The organism is Serratia nevei, from assembly GCF_024160145.1.
Taxonomy (GTDB): domain Bacteria; phylum Pseudomonadota; class Gammaproteobacteria; order Enterobacterales; family Enterobacteriaceae; genus Serratia; species Serratia nevei_A.
Genome location: NZ_JAMYWQ010000193.1, coordinates 1 through 254 on the forward strand (window position 1 = coordinate 1; position 254 = coordinate 254).

Annotated in this window: 1 pseudogene; it reads right to left on the minus strand. The window is 50.0% G+C overall.

Annotation, left to right across the window (positions count from 1 at the left end):
• Positions 1-41 precede the first annotated feature (41 nt).
• Positions 42-254, minus strand: a pseudogene (locus M6G53_RS25360) (hypothetical protein); the annotation flags it as partial.

Consider the following 254-nt stretch of genomic DNA (forward strand, 5'->3'; position numbering starts at 1 on the left):
CCAGGATCACCGATTCCGAAGAGTGGTAAAAGTTGGCCGGTTTAAATCGGAAACCATGATCGAATTAAATCGTAAAGTGCGATCGGCTTATATCGGAATTGATGATCGGTTTGGGTCGGAATATGCATTTCCCTCATCCCTCTCAGATGCTTAGGTATATTGCCCGGCGCTCCTCTGTCGCTGACCCTCACCTGAGATACCAACAGATTCAGGGCTGCCACAAAGCTTATCCGACGCGGCAAAACACCCGCCTC